This is a genomic window from Natrialba swarupiae, assembly GCF_008245225.1.
In the GTDB taxonomy this organism is placed as follows: domain Archaea; phylum Halobacteriota; class Halobacteria; order Halobacteriales; family Natrialbaceae; genus Natrarchaeobius; species Natrarchaeobius swarupiae.
In genome coordinates this window covers 1-16442 of sequence record NZ_VTAW01000002.1, presented here as the reverse complement: position 1 = coordinate 16442, position 16442 = coordinate 1, and the positions used below count along the sequence as shown (strand labels likewise).

At 63.8% G+C, this 16442-nt stretch carries 17 protein-coding genes; 13 read left to right on the top strand and 4 right to left on the bottom strand.

All coding sequences use genetic code 11. The annotated features are described in order from the left end of the window. Positions 1-6: 6 nt before the first annotated feature. From FYC77_RS02155 to FYC77_RS02140, 4 genes are all read left to right on the top strand, one after another. Complete coding sequence (locus FYC77_RS02155) at positions 7-477, top strand: DUF5793 family protein (RefSeq protein WP_149079864.1); 471 nt, start codon at positions 7-9, stop codon at positions 475-477. A gap of 115 nt (positions 478-592) precedes the next feature. Continuing rightward, entirely contained in the window at positions 593-1750 is a 1158-nt protein-coding gene (locus FYC77_RS02150) for an ABC transporter ATP-binding protein (protein WP_149079863.1), read from the top strand. Between the two features lie 143 nt (positions 1751-1893). Then, on the top strand, positions 1894-2172 hold the full coding sequence (locus tag FYC77_RS02145; RefSeq protein WP_149079862.1) for a UPF0058 family protein: 279 nt from the start codon (positions 1894-1896) through the stop codon (positions 2170-2172). Between the two features lie 37 nt (positions 2173-2209). Beyond that, positions 2210-4783 (top strand): DUF7527 domain-containing protein, encoded by a 2574-nt coding sequence (locus tag FYC77_RS02140; RefSeq protein ID WP_149079861.1) that lies wholly within the window; start codon positions 2210-2212, stop codon positions 4781-4783. A 7-nt stretch (positions 4784-4790) separates the two neighbouring features. On the opposite strand, the gene FYC77_RS02135 is transcribed toward FYC77_RS02140, so the two are convergent. Beyond that, positions 4791-5096, bottom strand: a complete 306-nt coding sequence (locus FYC77_RS02135) for a hypothetical protein (RefSeq protein WP_149079860.1) — start codon at positions 5094-5096, stop codon at positions 4791-4793. 232 nt (positions 5097-5328) lie between these two features. Here FYC77_RS02135 and FYC77_RS02130 point away from each other — a divergent pair, with 232 nt between their 5' ends. The 4 genes from FYC77_RS02130 to FYC77_RS02115 all read left to right on the top strand — a co-directional run bounded on the left by FYC77_RS02130 (position 5329) and on the right by FYC77_RS02115 (position 9001). Then, positions 5329-6708, top strand: coding sequence for an adenylosuccinate synthase (locus tag FYC77_RS02130; RefSeq protein ID WP_149079859.1), 1380 nt, complete (start codon positions 5329-5331; stop codon positions 6706-6708). 92 nt (positions 6709-6800) lie between these two features. Beyond that, the gene (locus FYC77_RS02125) at positions 6801-8129 is read left to right on the top strand and encodes a TIGR00341 family protein (protein WP_149079858.1); all 1329 of its coding nucleotides are present in this window, start codon (positions 6801-6803) and stop codon (positions 8127-8129) included. Between the two features lie 77 nt (positions 8130-8206). Then, the gene (locus tag FYC77_RS02120) at positions 8207-8407 is read left to right on the top strand and encodes a methytransferase partner Trm112 (RefSeq protein WP_149079857.1); all 201 of its coding nucleotides are present in this window, start codon (positions 8207-8209) and stop codon (positions 8405-8407) included. A gap of 15 nt (positions 8408-8422) precedes the next feature. Next, complete coding sequence (locus tag FYC77_RS02115) at positions 8423-9001, top strand: DUF7524 family protein (RefSeq protein WP_149079856.1); 579 nt, start codon at positions 8423-8425, stop codon at positions 8999-9001. Between the two features lie 19 nt (positions 9002-9020). On the opposite strand, the gene FYC77_RS02110 is transcribed toward FYC77_RS02115, so the two are convergent. The 3 genes from FYC77_RS02110 to FYC77_RS02100 form a co-directional block, all read right to left on the bottom strand. After that, the gene (locus FYC77_RS02110) at positions 9021-10253 is read right to left on the bottom strand and encodes a DR2241 family protein (protein WP_149079855.1); all 1233 of its coding nucleotides are present in this window, start codon (positions 10251-10253) and stop codon (positions 9021-9023) included. Between the two features lie 2 nt (positions 10254-10255). Further along, positions 10256-11170, bottom strand: a complete 915-nt coding sequence (locus tag FYC77_RS02105; RefSeq protein WP_149079854.1) for a CbiX/SirB N-terminal domain-containing protein — start codon at positions 11168-11170, stop codon at positions 10256-10258. Between the two features lie 317 nt (positions 11171-11487). Next, the gene (locus FYC77_RS02100; protein WP_149079853.1) at positions 11488-11841 is read right to left on the bottom strand and encodes a BsuPI-related putative proteinase inhibitor; all 354 of its coding nucleotides are present in this window, start codon (positions 11839-11841) and stop codon (positions 11488-11490) included. A 125-nt stretch (positions 11842-11966) separates the two neighbouring features. Between FYC77_RS02100 and FYC77_RS02095 the strand changes: the two genes are divergently transcribed. From FYC77_RS02095 to FYC77_RS02075, 5 genes are all read left to right on the top strand, one after another. After that, positions 11967-12719 carry a DUF2797 domain-containing protein gene (locus FYC77_RS02095; protein WP_149079852.1) on the top strand — a complete coding sequence of 251 codons (753 nt, stop codon included), beginning with the start codon at positions 11967-11969 and terminating at the stop codon, positions 12717-12719. A 267-nt stretch (positions 12720-12986) separates the two neighbouring features. Next, positions 12987-14081 carry a hypothetical protein gene (locus FYC77_RS02090; RefSeq protein WP_149079851.1) on the top strand — a complete coding sequence of 365 codons (1095 nt, stop codon included), beginning with the start codon at positions 12987-12989 and terminating at the stop codon, positions 14079-14081. Continuing rightward, complete coding sequence (locus tag FYC77_RS02085) at positions 14078-14611, top strand: hypothetical protein (protein ID WP_149079850.1); 534 nt, start codon at positions 14078-14080, stop codon at positions 14609-14611. Before FYC77_RS02090 ends, FYC77_RS02085 begins: the two co-directional genes overlap by 4 nt. Positions 14612-14659: 48 nt before the next feature. Then, complete coding sequence (locus FYC77_RS02080; RefSeq protein ID WP_149079849.1) at positions 14660-15463, top strand: hypothetical protein; 804 nt, start codon at positions 14660-14662, stop codon at positions 15461-15463. A 51-nt stretch (positions 15464-15514) separates the two neighbouring features. Further along, entirely contained in the window at positions 15515-16297 is a 783-nt protein-coding gene (locus FYC77_RS02075) for a hypothetical protein (RefSeq protein ID WP_149079848.1), read from the top strand. Positions 16298-16442: the final 145 nt, after the last annotated feature.

Sequence of the window (16442 nt, the reverse complement as noted above, 5' to 3'; positions counted from 1 at the left end):
TACGGAATGAGGCGCGAGCATTTCACGTTAACTGTCAGCAATATCGACTGGGTCGAAACCGGCGACGAACCGAGCAAACCCTCGGTAACTATTGACTTTACCGGCCCGGCGACGATGCTCCGTGAGCGCCTTACTGGTCCCGACGGCGACGCGCTCGAGGCGGCCGAAACCGACGTTGCCCTCCGACTACAGGAGCCGTTGGAGGCGGACGCGTCGGGCGTGGTAAGTGTGACGAACCGGATCACGGGGGAGTTCATCCTCGAACTCAACGAGGAGGCCGAGGACGTCTTGCAATTTATTCGGGCCGCACGCGGATACGGCGAAGACGCCTCCGACGACGAGGGACGGTACGACGTGGAGATTAGCCTCGAGGGCGACCACTTCGTTACCTACGACAAACGGACGTTCCTGGTGTACGACGACGAAGGGAACCTCCTCCGACAGCACAGCTTGATTCCGTCGGGCGTCGAGTTGTAACGTCTCACCGCCGCGTCAAACTGTCACTCCCGGCCGCCGGGAACGGACCGGCAATTATAAGTGTTTTAGGCACCCCTAAATCGAATGTGCGCCGGCAGACGCCGGGGGCTCGACAATGGCGAACGGACAACTACTCACGACGACGGACGACCCTGCTCGAGAATCCGATTCGACGTCTGGCGACGTCGTTCTCGAACTCGATAACGTCGCGAAACAGTTCGGAACCGAAGACGTCATTTCAGGTCTCTCCCTGTCGGTTCGTGACGGAGAAATTCTGACGCTGCTTGGTCCGTCCGGCTGTGGAAAGACGACGACACTCCGGTTGATCGCCGGTCTCGAGCGACCCAGCGCGGGTCACATCCGGTTGGACGATAGCGCCGTCGCGGGCGAGGGCCGGTTCGTTCCGCCCGAGGAACGCGGTGTCGGCGTCGTCTTCCAGGAGTTCGCGCTCTTCCCCCATCTCACCGCACGCGAGAACGTCGCTTTCGGCCTGCAGAAGTGGACTGACGAGCAACGCGACGCACGCGTCGAGGAACTGCTCGAGTTGGTCGGTCTCGAGAGCCACGGGGAACATTATCCCGAAGAGCTCTCGGGCGGGCAACAACAGCGGATCGCGCTCGCCAGATCGCTCGCACCCGAACCCGAGATGCTGTTGCTCGACGAACCGTTTTCCAACCTCGACGTCGATCTCCGCGTCGAGATGCGCGAGGAGGTTCGCCGAATCATCAAGGAGGCAGGCGTCACCGCAATTTCGGTCACGCACGACCAGGAGGAGGCGCTGTCGATCTCCGACCGCGTCGCCGTCATGTACGACGGTACACTCGAGCAGGTCGATACGCCCGAACGCGTCTTCCAAGACCCCAAATCGCGGTTCGTCGCCGGGTTTCTCGGACACGCAAGTTTCCTCTCGGGTTCAGTCCACGGCGACCACGTCGATACCGCCCTCGGTCGCGTGCTCCGTGACGACGTCAACGGCCTCGCTCACCAGTACGACGGAACGGATATCGATCTGCTCGTTCGACCGGACGACGTTACCGCCTATCCGTCGAACGCAGCGGAAGCCAACGGCCGCGTGGTCTACCGCAGATACCTCGGTCCGACAGTTCTCTACCGCGTCGAACTCGACTCCGGCGAGACGATCGAGTGTATGCACAACCACTCCGATCGGATCGACCTCGACGAGCGCGTCGCGGTTCGCGTCACGGCCGACCACGAACTCGCCTGGTTCCCGGTCGGCCAACGCGACGGCGAGACACAGGTTGCCGCCGACTGATCGGGGCCGATTGCCGACGAGAACGCCCGCCAGTTCCCCGGATTGCCGAAACTGATTGCTGGGTACGTTCGAGTCGATTGCCAACCGGTAGTGAGAGCCGGGTGCACACAATCCTTAAGCCGAAACCGTTCGTACGCACGTCCATGCACAAGGACGAACTTCTCGAGTTACACGAAGAACTCGTCGTCATCATGGAGTACTTCGCTGACCGCGAGGAAGTCGACGAGGAACTGTTCGAACCGTACCGCCAGCTGGACGTTGACCCTTCCCACGTCCACAAATCGAAGAGTGAACACAAACACGCCGTCTTCGTCCTCGGAAACGCGCTCGCGTCGGCGATGAGCAAAGACGAGTTCTCGAGTGCGGGTCGAATCGGCAAGCGGATGAAAGAACTCGCCGAAGATGCGGAGTCGAAAATCTAGGCGAAACGTATTTGTCCTGCTTCCCGCTTGTTAAACTATGCACTCGCGCACGAAAAAGCGCGTCGAGCAATGGGACTCTCGCTCGTTTAGTGGGGGTTACGACGGCCTTTCTGATCTCGCTGACGACGGGTTTTCGGGGGCGGTCTCCGGAGCCGGGACCTGGCTGTTCATGCTCAACGGTCGAATCGTCGGCGTTTTCGACGGCGACATCGACGACTTCGAGAACGCCTCCGGAACGATCTATCAGGCACCCCACCCCTCGCTCCCGTTGCTTTGCTCTATGGACGAACGCGGCGGCGAAACACGTGCGAACTACTACACGAACGAAACACCCCTCGAGGACGTCGACGCCACGCTTCAGGACGGATCGTTTACCGGATACATCGAACTGAGCGAGAACGTCTTGAGCGGGGACTACTACGCCGTCTACTACGGCGGTCGCCGGATGGCTGCCGCGTACATCGGAAACGCCGAACGACTCATCACCGGCGACGAAGCGTTCGAACGGGCGAACGACGAGATCGGCATCTACGAAGTCATCAACGTCGACCTCGAGGTCACCGACGTTCCCGAAACGAACCACGACGGGTCGGCATCGTCGGCATCGTCGGCATCGGAAACCTCGTCTCCGACCGAGGATAGTTCCTCGCTCGAGTCGCTGTCGGTCGGATCGATCGATATCTCCGACAGCGACCCGTCCGACAGGGAGAGCAGTTCGTCCGATTCGGACACCGGATCCGGAATCGAGGGCATCACCGCAGACGACGGCTCGTTAGCGATCGAAACCGACTCCGAGGAAGAGTCAGCCGGGATCACCGACGATTCGCCAACGGAGTCGGTAACACTCGAGGACGACACGATCAGCGGTTCCGTGGCGGCTGAGGGGAGCCAGGATACCGACTCTGTACGGCCGGAGGGTGAATCGAGTCCGGATCCGTCGCCAGATCTGGATGTCGACCACTCGGAGCAAGCGGATCCAGAGTCGGGGCCAACCGAACCCACAGATCCGACCGCTACCGGAGAACGCGCCCGCTCGAGTAAGGCCTCGGAGACAGCGGATGTGAGTAGTTCCGAAGACGAATCGGCACTCGACCCCGACGAAGTCGAGGCTGCCGCGGAGGAGTTGGATCGAAACGACATCTCCTGGACCGAAGATGACGTCGATGACGGATCGGTGACGATCCGCGACGAGGAATCGGACTCCTCAGCCACACGGGACGACGGTCGGCCGGAGGGCCAGGAGGAGCCGACCGACGAGCCTCTGGAAGAACGGTTCGAGGAAGAACAACAGTGGCAGTCGACGCGACGGATTCCGTCGATCGATCCGGAGAACACGGCAGCCGAAGGAGCGGCCGAAAGATCACCATCAACGTCGGGCAACTCACCGTCGAACGGCGCTCGAACCGGTGAGGATCGACGGGCGCGAAACTCGTCGACCGGGCGGACGAAACCACGCTCGACGCGCTCTTCGAACGCCGCCTCGAGTTCGGCCGAACCGAGTAGTTCGCGAGCGAACGACACCACGGAGTCGTCCTCCGATGGCTCACGGACGACGTCCTCCTCGAGTAAGTCACGAGCGAACTCGAGTGAGTCGCCGACGGAAGCATTACAGCCATCGAACGCACGGTCCTCGAACACCCCAGAACAGGCGAAATCGAGTCAAGCAGTCACACAACTCAAACGGCGTCTCGAGGCGGCGGAGAACCGCCGCGAGGAACTCGAATCGAAGGCGACGACGCTCGAATCCGAACGCGACGAACTTCGCTCGAAGAACTCGGAACTCTCGGAGACCGTCGAGCGCCTTCGGTCGCGAATCGGTGAACTCGAAGCGGCGCTCGAAGCGGCCAGAGAGCAAGACGACGCTACCGACGCTTCGAGTGCGTCGACACAGTTGCCGCCAGGCGAGGCGCTCTCGCGGACGAACCTGTTCGTTCGGTACGACTCGAAGAGCAATCCGACCCTCGAGTCGGCTCACGGGAGCGGTGCAAACCGGGACGACGTGAACACGAACCTGCGGATCGAACACCACACGGAGTTCGACGCCGCCGATACCGCCGTCGACGGTCGCCCCTACGACGAGTTTCTTACGTCGACGATGGAGTACCGATTCGTCGACTGGCTCACCCACGTCCTCCTCTACGAGATTCGCGATACGGGTCACGCAGACGGGCTGACGGATCTCTACGACGCTCTTCCGCGAATCGATCGGGCCGAACTCGACGCGACGATCTCGCTCGAGGACGACGATACGGAGAACGTTCCCGACGAACTCACGTTCGACGTCGTCGCGTTCGATAAGATGGGGAACCCGTTGATCCTCGTGAGCCTGAACGATTCTCGGGAGCCAGCGACCCGAGAGATGCTGGTCCAGATGGAAGAAGCCGCATCAGCGGTCAAGGCCAACTATCCGGATCTCGCCGCAGCGATGGCCGTCACCTCGAGTTACTTCGACCCAGGTGCACTCGAGGTGACCGAGCAGGCGACCAGTAGCGGATTTCTCAGCCGTGGCTCGAAACAGAGCTACGTGAACCTCTCGCGAAAACAGGGGTATCACCTGTGTTTGGTGGAATCACGTTCCGAAGGATTCCACATGAACGTTCCCGAACTCTGAGAGAAGATTAACTTTCGATCTCGGCGACGTCTTCGATCTTCATTCCGTCGAGTTTGTCGACGATATCGTCGAGTTTCTCGTCGAGTTCGTCGACGAACTCGGCGGTGCGCTCGGTCTTGATCGCCCCCTGGCTCGAGGGCTCGATCAGGTTTTCCTCCTCGAGGACGCGAAGCGAGTACCGGACTTTGTGATGTGGGTATCCCGTTTCGTTCGACATCTTGACGATCCCGATCGGTTCGTTTTCGATGACCATCTTCAGGACCTGCAGATGTCGTTCCAACATATCGACTTCCTTCTCAAGTCGGTCTATCATGGCATTTGTTAACTTGTCTTTGGACCTTTTAAAAGTTACTCTCACAGAGTGACGGGTCCAGTCCTAACGTGTCATTCTCTCGTGACAGTAGTTAACACTTCCGTTCCCGGAGGTTGGGTCACGGGGGGCCAGTGGTTGGTGGGACGGTCGGTCCGACCGCGTGACGATCGACCGGCGTTTGGCCGCGAAGACCGTAATCTGTTTATCGGCCCGGCAAGAACCGGTCGCTGTTATGACCGTCACAATCGTCGGGTCGCAACTCGGCGACGAAGGCAAGGGCGGCGTCGTCGACCTTTATGGCGACGCTGCTGATGTCGTCGCCCGCTATCAGGGCGGAGACAACGCCGGACACACCGTCGTCCACGACGGTGAGAAGTACAAGCTATCGCTCGTGCCCTCGGGTGCCGTTCGGGGAAAAGTTGGCGTTCTCGGCAACGGCTGCGTCGTCAACCCACGAACGCTGTTCGACGAAATCTCGACGCTCGAGGAGAAGGGTCTCTCCCCCGACGTCCGCGTCGCGGAGCGCGCCCACGTCATCCTGCCGTTCCACCGCGTGCTGGACGGCATCGAGGAGGACGTCAAGAGCGAGGACGATCAAGAGGTCGGTACCACCGGACGCGGTATCGGCCCGACCTACGAGGACAAGGCCGGCCGCCGCGGCGTCCGCGTCGGCGACCTGCTCGATCCTGATGTGCTGCGCGAGCGCCTCGAGTACGTCGTGCCCCAGAAGCGCGCGCTCGTCGAGGACGTCTACGGCGTCGACGTCGAGGACCTCGAGGATCCCGACGCGTTCGACGTCGACGCGCTCTTCGAGGAGTTCCACGACTTCGGCGAGCGTCTCGCCGCCGAAGACATGACCGTCAACGCGAGCGCCTTCCTCACGGACGCGATGGCCGACGGCCAGACCGTCATGTTCGAGGGTGCCCAGGGGACGATCATCGACATCGATCACGGGAACTACCCATACGTGACGTCCTCGAACCCGACCGCGGGCGGCGCAGCAGTCGGCACAGGCCTGAGCCCGAACGTCATCGCCGAGGGTGAAATCATCGGCATCGTCAAGGCCTATCTGACGCGCGTTGGCAGCGGCCCGCTCCCGACCGAACTCGGCGGCGTCGAAGGCGACACGCCGGGCTACGACGAGCAGGGCGACGGCGAAAACGAAGAACTCGCAACCTACATCCGCGAGGAGGGCGGCGAGTACGGCACCGTCACCGGTCGCCCCCGCCGCGTCGGTTGGCTCGACATGCCGATGTTGCGCCACTCCGCGCGCGTCAACGGCTTCACTGGCCTTGCGGTCAACCACATCGACGTGCTCGCCGGCTTAGACGAGGTCAAGGTCGGCCACAGCTACGAACTCGACGGCGAGGAACTCGAGGCGATGCCCCCGACGACCGAGGAGTGGGGTCGCTGTGAGGCGACCTTCCGCACGTTCGACGGCTGGGAGGAAGTCGACTGGAGCGCGGTCGCCGCGGAAGGCTACGACGCCATCCCCGAAAACGCCCGCACCTACCTCGAGTACATCAGCGACGAACTCGAGGCGCCGATCTACGCGGTCGGCGTCGGTCCCGGACGCGAGGAGACGGTCGTCGTCGAGAATCCGACCGAATAGCTTCGCCACTCAGATTTTTCATCGGTCGACGAGAGTCACCGCTTCGTGTCTCTTGGCGATCATTCATGCGTCCGTCCGGTGACGGGTACCGCATGCGCCACGTCGAGATTTCGCTACGGGCCGAGACGCGCGAACCGATTCTGGCGACGCTCGACGCGAAATCGGTCGACTACACGGTCGTTCCCGCCACCGACGAGAGTGAGTACGCCGCCGTCGTCTCGTTTACGCTGCCGGCGAATGCCGTCGAGACCGTACTGGACGACCTGCAGGCGGCGGGACTCGGCGAAGATGACCACACAGTCGTCGTCACCGCGGAGACGGTGATATCGAAACCGTTCGGTGCGCTCAAATCGGAGTATACGGGCGATGTACTGAGCGACGAACGCCTCGCCCGTCACGAGTTGTACGCCAACTCGGACAGCCTCATCCCGACGCTGCCGGTGTACGTGACGATGACGGTTCTCAGCGCGATCGTCGCGACGGCCGGGCTCTTGCTCGATTCGGCTGCCGTCGTCGTCGGTTCGATGGTGATCGCGCCGCTGATCGGCCCAGCGCTCGCGGCCAGCGTGGGGACCGTTCTCAACGAGAACCATCTGTTCTGGAAGGGGATCACGTACCAGGCGGTCGGCGTCGTCCTCGCGATCGTCGGCGCGACGGCGTTCGCTTGGCTCGCCAGAACGATGGCGCTCGTCCCGCCGGGGATCGACGTCGTGGCGATCGACGAAGTCAGCGAGCGGCTCCTCCCCGATCTCCTCTCGCTGTTTATCGCCTTCGGCGCGGGCATCGCCGGCGTGTTGAGTCTCGCGACCGGCATCTCGAGTGCGCTCGTCGGCGTGATGATCGCCGCGGCACTGATTCCGCCCGCTGCGGCGGCGGGAATCGCGGTCGCGTGGGGAATTCCCGACGCCGCGACCGGGTCGCTCATCCTCGTCTTCGTCAACCTCCTGGCGATCAACGTCACCGGGCTGTTCACGCTGTGGATCATGGGGTATCGGCCGCACGTCTGGACGGAGACGAGGACCGCACGCTGGAAGGTTCGGCGAAACGTCGTCGCGTTCACGATCGCCATTCTCCTCCTCTCGACGTTTCTGATCGGCGTCACGTGGGCGTCGTACGAACGCGCCACCCTCGAAAGCGAGATCGAAGCCGAAACGGAGAGCGTCCTCGAGGAGCCGGCGTACCAGAACGTCTCGGTCGTCGAGGTCGAACTGTTCCTCGAGGAGGGGGTGCCGTTCGAACCGGCGACGGTCCTCAAGGAGGGGACCGGCCTCGAGCGGCCCGATACGGTCGTCATTACCGTCGAACAGCCGATCGGAGCGTCGAATCCGGAACTCTCCGGGACGTTAAGCGATCGCATCGACGAGCGAACGGGGTACGAGATGACGGTACACGTCCGATTCATCGAGTACGACGCGAGGTGACGGTCGCGATCGAGAGAACGAGCAGCGGTCATCGATGTTCCCGAAACCTTTTGCTGGATGCGGCCAGCCTACGTACTATGAAGGAGTCGTTACTGGAGATTCTCCGCTGCCCGCTCGACAAAAGCGAACTGGAACTCGAGGACGCAGAGTACGCTGACGACGGCGAGGAAGTCGTCTCGGGGACGCTCGTCTGCACCGAGTGCGGCGAGGAGTACCCGATCGAGGACGGAATCCCGAACCTGTTGCCGCCGGACATGCGCGAGGAGACACCGGCCTGATCGGCCAGATCGACCGTGCGCGACACCGAGATCACCGTCCACGTCAACCGCGGGAGCGCGAACACGCTCGAGGCGGATCTCGAGTCACTCCAGACGCATCGGCGGATCTCGGTCGTCCTGCGTGGTCACGAACGACCTGCCCACGTCCACTGTCGACTCGGTGGCGATCTCGATCGAGCCGCATCGATCGACGCGCCGAACTACTACATCGAACCGGAGGACGTTACCGTCGTCCCGGTCGCCGTCGACTCGGATCATCTCGACGACCCGATCAGCGGCGAACTCGAGATTCTGACCGGTTACGGGTCCGAATCGCTCGAGATCGATCTGACGATCGTTCCCAGTCCAGCCGACGTGGAGATCGATAACTCACTCGCAACTCCCGACCGGTCTCCGCCGGAGCCGACGACTATCGAACGAATCGCGGAGGCGTTCGGGCACGGAGCGTCGACCGCTGGCGTGCTCGTACTCGGCGTTCTCGCGCTCGCGATCGCGGCAATGACGGCAGCCACGATCGGCGGCCTCGTCGCACTGGTCGGCCTCGGGATCGTCGCAGGGGGCGTGGTCGTCGCGCTCTGGTTACTCGTACACTAACCACCCGAGCGGATTCTCGTCAGTACTCCTCCGGGCGTTTTCGCGCCTCGAGGCCGTCGTCGTCGAACCGCTTTGCGCGCAGGTACCGCGCCCGGTATCGGTTCGCGCCGTCTCCCAGGTCCGCCTCGCGGATCTCGTCGGTTCGCCCCTCGGCGACCGCATCGATCAGCTCTCCGAGCTGGTTGAACTCGCTCGTCGTCAACTCGAGTTCGTACGTCCGTTCCGTCTCCGACTCGAGGATCGCCCACTTGCGGGCGGCGGCGACGACGAGCGAGCAAGGCTCCCGGCAGGGGAACGGGCCGTCGCCGCCGTCGACGTCGAGTTCGTCGCCCTCCTCGTACTCCCACTCGCGACGACGGAGACACTGTGAGTCGACACAACAGGCGTCAGCCATCCACTCGACGGCGTCGCGGGGCAGTTCGTCGACGACGTCGTAGATACCGGTCTGGCGCTCGGCGGTCTCGAGCCAGTGGTCGACGTCGAGTTCACCCAGTCGTTCGCGGTGCCAGTTGGCGATCGTCGCCGGATAGACGGAGCCGACCGTTTCGACGAGTTCGTCGCCCGACAGACCGGTGAACGCCCAGCCCGACGGAAGCGTCGGTGCCGTCTTCAGCGGTCGGTATCGGCCGTCCTCGTCCGTCGTCGCGATCTCGCGGGCGGTCCGGGGGTCGTCGTATACCTCGAGGTCCGCGACGTCGCTGTCGGCGTCGTCGACGTGCCAGAGGTCGTAGACGCGAACTCCGTCGGGTTCGTCGACGTCGACGAACCGGGCGGTGATACAGAGCTGTCCCCACTCCCGGTCGATGCCGTCACGAAGCGCGTCCTGTCGCTGTGGTACCTGGAGTGACTGATCGGCTTCGGCAGTCGTCTCCGGCGCTGTCCCGTTCGCCGTCTCCCGTGCTGTTCGGTTCGCCTCGAGTGTCGTCTCCGCGCTAGGGGCGGTCACGGCCTCGCCGACGACGGGTGCCCGTTCACACCACCGCAGGAACGCCCGTCGAGCGGTTCCCTCACCGCCGACGTCTCCCTGCCAGTAGTACCAGTTGGTGACGTACTCCTCGACCGTCTCGAGGACGTCTCGGAGCTCCGACCGCCCGAACGTCGATCGATCGAGCGTCGGCGTCTCGAGGGCAAACCGCCCGTCATCGCCGTCGGCTACGGGCTCGAGGCGGAGCCCGTCGAACGCGACGTCGCCGTCGTCGACCGTCGCGAGCAGGGCGTCGACGGGATCCGACGAATCGGTCGCGTCAGCCACGATCAGTCACCCGTTTTCGTCGTCCCGGCCGTTCCGTCCACATCGGCGGGTTCCGTGACCGAACCGCCCGCTCCTGCTCGAACGATCTCGATGGCGTCGCCGAGTTCCGCACCGGCGTCGGCCGCACGCTCTAAGACGACGTCGGCCATCAGGTCCTCCGTGCCGACGGCGCCGGCGTACCAGATCCGGTGGCCGTCGACCGCCGCCGGGACGTCCCACCCCAGGCGGAAGTCATCGGTCAGGCCCATATCCTCGGGAATATCCTCCTGGGTGTGGTAGCCGTCGGCGACGAACAGCGGGACGACGACGACGTCCTCGCTCTCGAAGAAGTCGGTGACGTCGTCGACCTCGGGCTCCTCGTCCATGAACAGCGCCTGTACCTCGTCGAAGCGGTCGCGCTCGCGGATGCGGTCGGTGTGGTACTCGATCGCCTTCGCGGAGTTTTCGTTCCGTTCGGTGCCGTGGCCGACGACCGCGAGGCCGAACCCCTCTCCGACGTCCGGGTCCTCGGTGACCCGTTCGGCGCGTCCGACGATCACGTCCGTCATCGCGTCGTGGGTCCCGACGGGTCCACAGTAGTGGACGGTCTTGTTCGCGTCGCCGACCGAGAGGGTGACCTCCGTGGCGCTGGTCCCGTCCGAATCCCACTGCTCAGGGTCCCACCCCTCGAGGCGCAGTTCTCGTGGAATCACCTGCTCGGTGAAGTATCCCTCGCTGATAAAGAGCGGAACGACGAACACCTCCTCGGACTCGAGGGTACGAATCACCTCGCGGAAGTGCGGTTCTTCCTTCCAGAACGCCTCGCGGACCTCGTCGAACGCGCCCGTCTCGCGGATGGCGTCCGCGTGGGCGTAGGTCGGATCGGAGGCGTCCGGATTCAGATGCGATCCGTGTGCCGCGACGACCAGCGCTTGCATGTCGAGCCATTGGGAGAGCGTCGATTTATACTCTCTGACGAAGTCGAATATATCTCCTATACCTCCGAAAATGGTTTCTCGTCCATACGACCTGAATTCCGATATCGTACTCTTCTCGATACCTCGTTGATCGTGTGATGGTGCTTCTCGTTCCAATCTCACGAAAATCGAACGGAACCGTACGAACCCTGTTTGGATTGGATAACGACTGATACGGACTACAACGAGTCTGTCCCGGCCGATCGCACACCGGCGGGCGATCGGCCGACAACCAGTCAGCCCACACCTACGAGAGGGTGGCGACTGACGTCAGTCGCTCACTCCGGGACGTCGAACTCGGTTCGCCCTTTGCAGTCGTGTTCTCTCGACCGAAGCGCTGCGACGGCGGTGTACGTTCCCGGGATCGGATCGTCCCACTCGCCCTCGTAGGTCGTCGACTCCCCGCCGCCCAACCGTTCTGACCCAAGAACCTGTGCGAACGCACGGCCCTCGGTGAATCGCCAGACCTCGCGTCCCTCGTCCTGGACGACGAACTCGGCGTTCGCCGCGTCCGGAAACTGCAACTCGAGCGGGTCCGACCCCGCGTTCGTGACGGTGAACGCGAACGCGACCGTCCGCTCGCCGCGTTCGTCCCTCGAGACAGCCACCTCGAGCGTCCCCTCGAGCGTCATGGCTCGACACTCGATGCCCGGGCGTAAAGTGATTGGTGCAGTCGTGGTGGGTGGCCAACCCACCGTGGTGTTCCGACCCGCCGCGAGGCGAACGCTATATCGGTGATCGGGGTCTACCCGGTACCGTGCAACTGGTCGGGTACGAGCCGAGCGGACGCGGTTCGGCGCTGGTGATCGCCGACGACGGGGAACTCACCCGTCACCCCCTCGAGCCGGGGGAGTCGTTGTCGTACTCGCTCGGGACGCGGCGGTGTGCCGGCGTCGTCGACGACGGCGACCACGTCGCCTGCGACCGGTCATCGGCCCCGTACTGTGAGTACCACACCAGTACGTGGGTCTGCGCTCGCTGTACGGGAACCTGCCTGAAAGACGAGATGGACTGCTACGAGGAACACGCCGTCTACGTCGCCGCGTTCGCACCCGAGACGTTCAAAGTCGGCGTGACGAAGCTCCGCCGGCTCGAGACCCGCCTCCGCGAGCAGGGCGCCGACAGGGCGGCCCACGTCCACACCGTCTCGAACGGCCGCATCGCCCGCGAACTCGAGGCCGAGATCGCCGACTGGCTGGTCGATCGGGTACGAACCGGACCGAAAGTCGAGTCGCTCGCGAGCGAGGTCGACGAGGCGGCGTGGGAGGACGTCCTCGAGGAGTTCGACGTGATCGATCGGTTCGCGTTCGACTACGGATTCGACCTCGAGAGTCGACCAGTCCGGGAGACTATCGCGTCGGGGACCGTCGTCGGCGTGAAGGGGCGACTGCTCGTCCTCGAGCGCGGCGGGACGACCTACGCCGTCGACGTGCGGGATCTGGTCGGCTACGAACTCGAGGACGGCGAGACGAACCGGTCGCTGCAATCGTCGTTCGCTTCCTTCGAGTGACCGCAACCCGTTTGCTCCTCGGTGGCCTCAACTCGTTCGTCTCTCATACGGTCTGCTGTAAATCGTTACCGGTGAAACCACGAGCCGTCTGTGGTTTCACCGGTAAACCGTTACAGCAATCCGTATCACTGGCTGCTATCCGCTCGTTCCGGTGGTGACCGTCACTCGTTTTGATTCGTAGGACCCGTCCGGGAACGCGTTCCGGCTTCGAGTCGCACACGCAAGGCCAATTACGACAACGCTGTCGCTGGTGGTTGGTCTCGGATAATGACAGCGGGACCAGGACACGATGGGAACGAGGAACTCCTCGAGGACCGGCTCCTGTCGAACCGCCGTTATCGGTCGGAGGACGCGAGCGACCGCGCTCGTCGCGTGCTCCCCGACGGCGGCCAGGCGGTCGAAGAGGAATCGGACGGCCAAGAACCCGAGGCGGAGGACGACGGCGACGACGAGAGGGAGGCGGAGTCGGACGAGGGGGGCGCACCGGAGGGCGGAGAACAAGAAGACGAGACGGAGGCCGAAGACGGCGACGAAGCGGACGAAGAGTCGACGGACGAAACGGACGAAGACGAGGCGGAAGAAGAGGCATCGAAAGAGGAGGAAGAAGAAAGCGAGGGCAAGAGTCAAACCTCGGCCGACGAGGAGGACGAAGCGAACGAAGACGAGGCGGAAACCGGCGACGAGGAAGACGAGGAGGAGTCCACTACGGAGGACCGCGAGGAGGGCCACGCCGACGACGCCGAGGACGTCTACGAGAGCGACGAGGCCTCGGGCGTCCTACATCTCGACCTCGACGGGCTGTTTCTCGACCTGCTCGGACTCGAGGTGAACCTCAATCCGGTGACGCTCGACGTCTCGGCCCGGCCGGGCGAGGGTAACCTGCTCGGGAACCTGTTGTCCGCGGTAAGCGGGCTGTTGAACGCTCCAAGCTCGGCGCTCGAGAAGGTGAAATCGGTACTCGGGAAGCCAAAATCGTGGCTCACCGGCGCGTTGAACAGAATCACTGGCTGGATCGCGGGACTGGCGAACAAGCCACGGGAGTTCGTCGGCGGCCTCCTCGGCAGCGGGGAGGAACTCGTCCCCGAGGACGTGACGCCCGATATCGGAGGTGAAGGGGACGACGAATCGTCCGGCGGCATACTTTCGTCGATCGCCGGCTGGGTACGCGGACTGTTCTCTTCGGTGGCGAGCAAGCTCGCGGAGGTAATCGCCGCGCTCGTGCCGAGTCTCCCGATCGAAGAACTCGTGGCGACGGTCGTTCGCGAGCTCGTTCGGGGACTCATCGAGTACCTCGAGCCGGAGACCGAGAAATCGAGCGGCGGAGCGGAGCCGAGTGCGGAGCAAGCGGAGGCACACTCATGAGCCAAGATACGACATCGGAGTCGGGCGAGGAGTCCGACTCGTTGACGGGACGGATCGACTACGAACGAATCACGGAGAACGTCGACGTCGGCGAACTCGTCGAGGGCACCCAGTGGGAAGACGAGGTCGACGAGGACGCGCCGCTCGGCCAGACCATCGGCGGCTTGATCGGTGCCGCCGTCGGTCGACTGATCGGCGAGCGCCTCGGGCGTACGATCGGCGAACTCGTGATGGACGAACTGCTCGGCACCACCGAGGACGCCGACGAGCGAGAACTCGAGGACGAATCCGAAGCGGAAGAAACCGACGAGGGCGAGGAAGAGACGACGGAGGACGGCGAAGAGGAGACGCCAGAAGACGAAAAGGACGAGAGCGCGGACGAGTCAGAGACCGTGGACGATGAGGAAGAATCCGAGGCTGACGAGGACGAGTCGGAAGCTGCAGACAGCGAGGGCGAATCCGACGAATCGGGAGCAGAAACGGACGACGAGCAAGAATCCGGGAGCGACGAAGAGAGTGAGGAAGGGTAACCGTGAGTATACCCCGTTTCGAGGACCGCGACAGTCGAGGTGTTCGCGATGGGTGAGGGCTCGGAGCTGCGAGAACTCGTCGTCGAGGAGATGACCGAACAGGTAGACGTCGGCCAGCTACTCGGCAATGGCTCGCTCGAGGACGAGGTCGACGGCGGCGAGATCGGCGCTTCGGTCGGGCGGACGGTCGGCGAACGCCTGGGTCGCGAACTCGGCGAGTCGGTCGGCCGGAACGTTCACGAGGCGCTTGCAAGCGGGTTCGAGGACGAAGATCGCGACCTCGGAGAGATCCGGTCGGACGTGACGTCGGCGATCGGAGAGGCCGTCAGCGAGACGATCGATGGCGAGTCCGTCCGGTCCGTCGGCGAGGACGTGGCCGAGGACGTCGAGTCGGCGGGAGAAACGGTCGCCGAGGAGACGCCGCTCGAGGGCGTCCTCGAGGAGTCGGACGACGAAACCGACGCCGAAACGGAGGAGGAAGAAGACGCCGAGGCGAGCGAAGCCGACGACGGAGAGACCGAGGAGGAGCCAACGGCTGTGGACGAAGCGGAGTCCGGGGCGGACGAAGCGGAGTCCGAGGCGGACGAAGCCGACGACCCCGAGTACGACGCGGCGGATCTCGAGGACCTCAGACGGGAGACGCTCGAGGATTTCCTCGGAGTGTTGTCGTACCAGGACCTCCAGTCGATCGCCAAAGACGTCGACGTGAAGGCGAACCTGAGCCGCGAGGAGATGACCGAGGAAATCGTCGAGACGGTTGCGACGGCGGCGGAGGACGACGGCGCGGAGGCCGGTTCGGAAAAAGAGTCGGAGGCCGACGCGGACGGCGAGTCGAACGCGGAAGCGGACTGAAATCAGTTGACGTGCCGTGTCGATGCCAGCCGAGCAGACACCACAACGACAATGTCACACGATCTCGAGAAGCGGGTGGACGACGTACTGGAACGGGCCGACGCGGCCGGCGGATCGGCCGTCACGGACGACGGCGAGTCGGTCGAGTCGCTCCTCGAGGTGGCCGCCGACGCCGACGAGATACTCGCGTCCGCCGAACCTGCAGCGGTACTCGAGGCCGTCGGGTTGGATCGGTTCCCCGATGGGTCAGAGCCCGAGTCGATCCCGGCGGCGATCGCTCACGGCGATCCCACCGACGTCGAGGTACTCGACCGGCTGATCAGTCTCTCGAGGCTCTCGGAGCAGTCGGACGCGGACGAACTCGAGGGTACCGTCGGCGCTCTTCGAGAGACGCTCGGCGAATCGGGGGTGGCAGGTGACGAGGGCGAGACGGTAGCCGACGAGAGCGAGGTGGTAGACGGCGAGGACGAGGGGTCGGGTCGTGACCCCGAGTCGGCCGAGGACGGCGATCTCGGCGATCGCCTTCGTTCGGCAATGAGCGAGCCGTTCGAGACGTTCGGAGACGAGGTCGACCAGCTCCGCGACCGTCTCGAGGAGGCTGGTTCGGAGGCGGTCGCCGACGCTGGTGGCGAGGAAAACGCCGACGACCAAGAGGACGGACGCGGGGAGGAAGACGACGGCTTCCTCGAGCCAGATCTCGGCTCGGATGACGGGCGCGGCGGGCAGAGAGGCGGCGCGGATCGACACTCCACGGTCGCGCCCTCGCCGTCGGACCGGCCAGATATGAATGCGGTCAAACGGTTCTCGACGATGCCCGACCGGAACGACCGCTGATACGGTCTGGTGTCAGTCAGTCCCGCTGCACCCGGGGCCCATCTGCGGTTTCGCCGGTACATTATTACGAGCGTGTCATAGAAACGTTCTCAACGAAGGCAGCAGGGTGTGGAAACTGTGTCCAGCAGCGCCACAACCCTGCAAG

Coding starts and splice junctions, on each gene's coding strand:
- FYC77_RS02125 (WP_149079858.1), top strand. CDS start 6,801: ATGCGCCACGTCGAGATTTCGCTACGGGCCGAGACGCGCGAACCGATT.
- FYC77_RS02155 (WP_149079864.1), top strand. CDS start 7: ATGAGGCGCGAGCATTTCACGTTAACTGTCAGCAATATCGACTGGGTC.
- FYC77_RS02075 (WP_149079848.1), top strand. CDS start 15,515: ATGTCACACGATCTCGAGAAGCGGGTGGACGACGTACTGGAACGGGCC.
- FYC77_RS02140 (WP_149079861.1), top strand. CDS start 2,210: ATGCACTCGCGCACGAAAAAGCGCGTCGAGCAATGGGACTCTCGCTCG.
- FYC77_RS02105 (WP_149079854.1), bottom strand. CDS start 11,170: ATGCAAGCGCTGGTCGTCGCGGCACACGGATCGCATCTGAATCCGGAC.
- FYC77_RS02130 (WP_149079859.1), top strand. CDS start 5,329: ATGACCGTCACAATCGTCGGGTCGCAACTCGGCGACGAAGGCAAGGGC.
- FYC77_RS02085 (WP_149079850.1), top strand. CDS start 14,078: ATGAGCCAAGATACGACATCGGAGTCGGGCGAGGAGTCCGACTCGTTG.
- FYC77_RS02100 (WP_149079853.1), bottom strand. CDS start 11,841: ATGACGCTCGAGGGGACGCTCGAGGTGGCTGTCTCGAGGGACGAACGC.
- FYC77_RS02135 (WP_149079860.1), bottom strand. CDS start 5,096: ATGATAGACCGACTTGAGAAGGAAGTCGATATGTTGGAACGACATCTG.
- FYC77_RS02090 (WP_149079851.1), top strand. CDS start 12,987: ATGACAGCGGGACCAGGACACGATGGGAACGAGGAACTCCTCGAGGAC.
- FYC77_RS02120 (WP_149079857.1), top strand. CDS start 8,207: ATGAAGGAGTCGTTACTGGAGATTCTCCGCTGCCCGCTCGACAAAAGC.
- FYC77_RS02080 (WP_149079849.1), top strand. CDS start 14,660: ATGGGTGAGGGCTCGGAGCTGCGAGAACTCGTCGTCGAGGAGATGACC.
- FYC77_RS02150 (WP_149079863.1), top strand. CDS start 593: ATGGCGAACGGACAACTACTCACGACGACGGACGACCCTGCTCGAGAA.
- FYC77_RS02145 (WP_149079862.1), top strand. CDS start 1,894: ATGCACAAGGACGAACTTCTCGAGTTACACGAAGAACTCGTCGTCATC.